Source organism: Vibrio sp. 1078-1 (assembly GCF_033340475.1).
The window spans coordinates 1-526 of the sequence record NZ_JAWOWM010000856.1 but is presented as its reverse complement, the minus strand read 5'-3'; the positions used below and the strand labels follow the sequence as shown (position 1 = coordinate 526).

Annotated in this window: 1 protein-coding gene; it reads right to left on the bottom strand. The window is 40.7% G+C overall.

What is annotated here, in order from left to right:
• A partial coding sequence (locus R7190_RS30465; protein ID WP_318138290.1) for a beta-propeller fold lactonase family protein occupies positions 1-201 on the bottom strand: 201 nt, incomplete at its 3' end.
• Positions 202-526 lie beyond the last annotated feature (325 nt).

Below are 526 nucleotides of genomic sequence, written 5' to 3'. Positions count from 1 at the left end.
CTTTCTATCCATTTCGCTAAACGTATACAGCCCGTGTTCGGTGGTCGTGAGATAGGACGGATTACGTTGAACTACAACATCGTCAAGCCGAGTCAGTTCACCCGTTTCAGTGTTCAGCGATAGACGCGCAATGCCCGTGCTCGTACTCGGTGGGTTGGTGTAAGTGCCAATATAAAAATGCACGTGACCAGTTGTTGTCATGGATGGCCTTATATGAGTGATTCGTATTATTCAACACCTTGCCTATTGTCATGGCAGACCGCAATCCATTTTACGAATCAGCCACTTAAAATGTGAAGCAATTGCTCATTTAAAACCGCAACGACATCGCCGTTTGCAGTTAAAGTGGTTTGGCGTTTTAAACAGTATGTCAGCCTTGAGCATGAAAGCCTCGACTTACGGTTACTTTCAAGTGTTATATTAAAGACGAAGAATGTATTTTATGTTCAAGATCTAAGTTTCATTAGCAAACGCTATAATAAGAAACAAAAATCGGGATAAAATAAATAATAATCATGTAACAGTT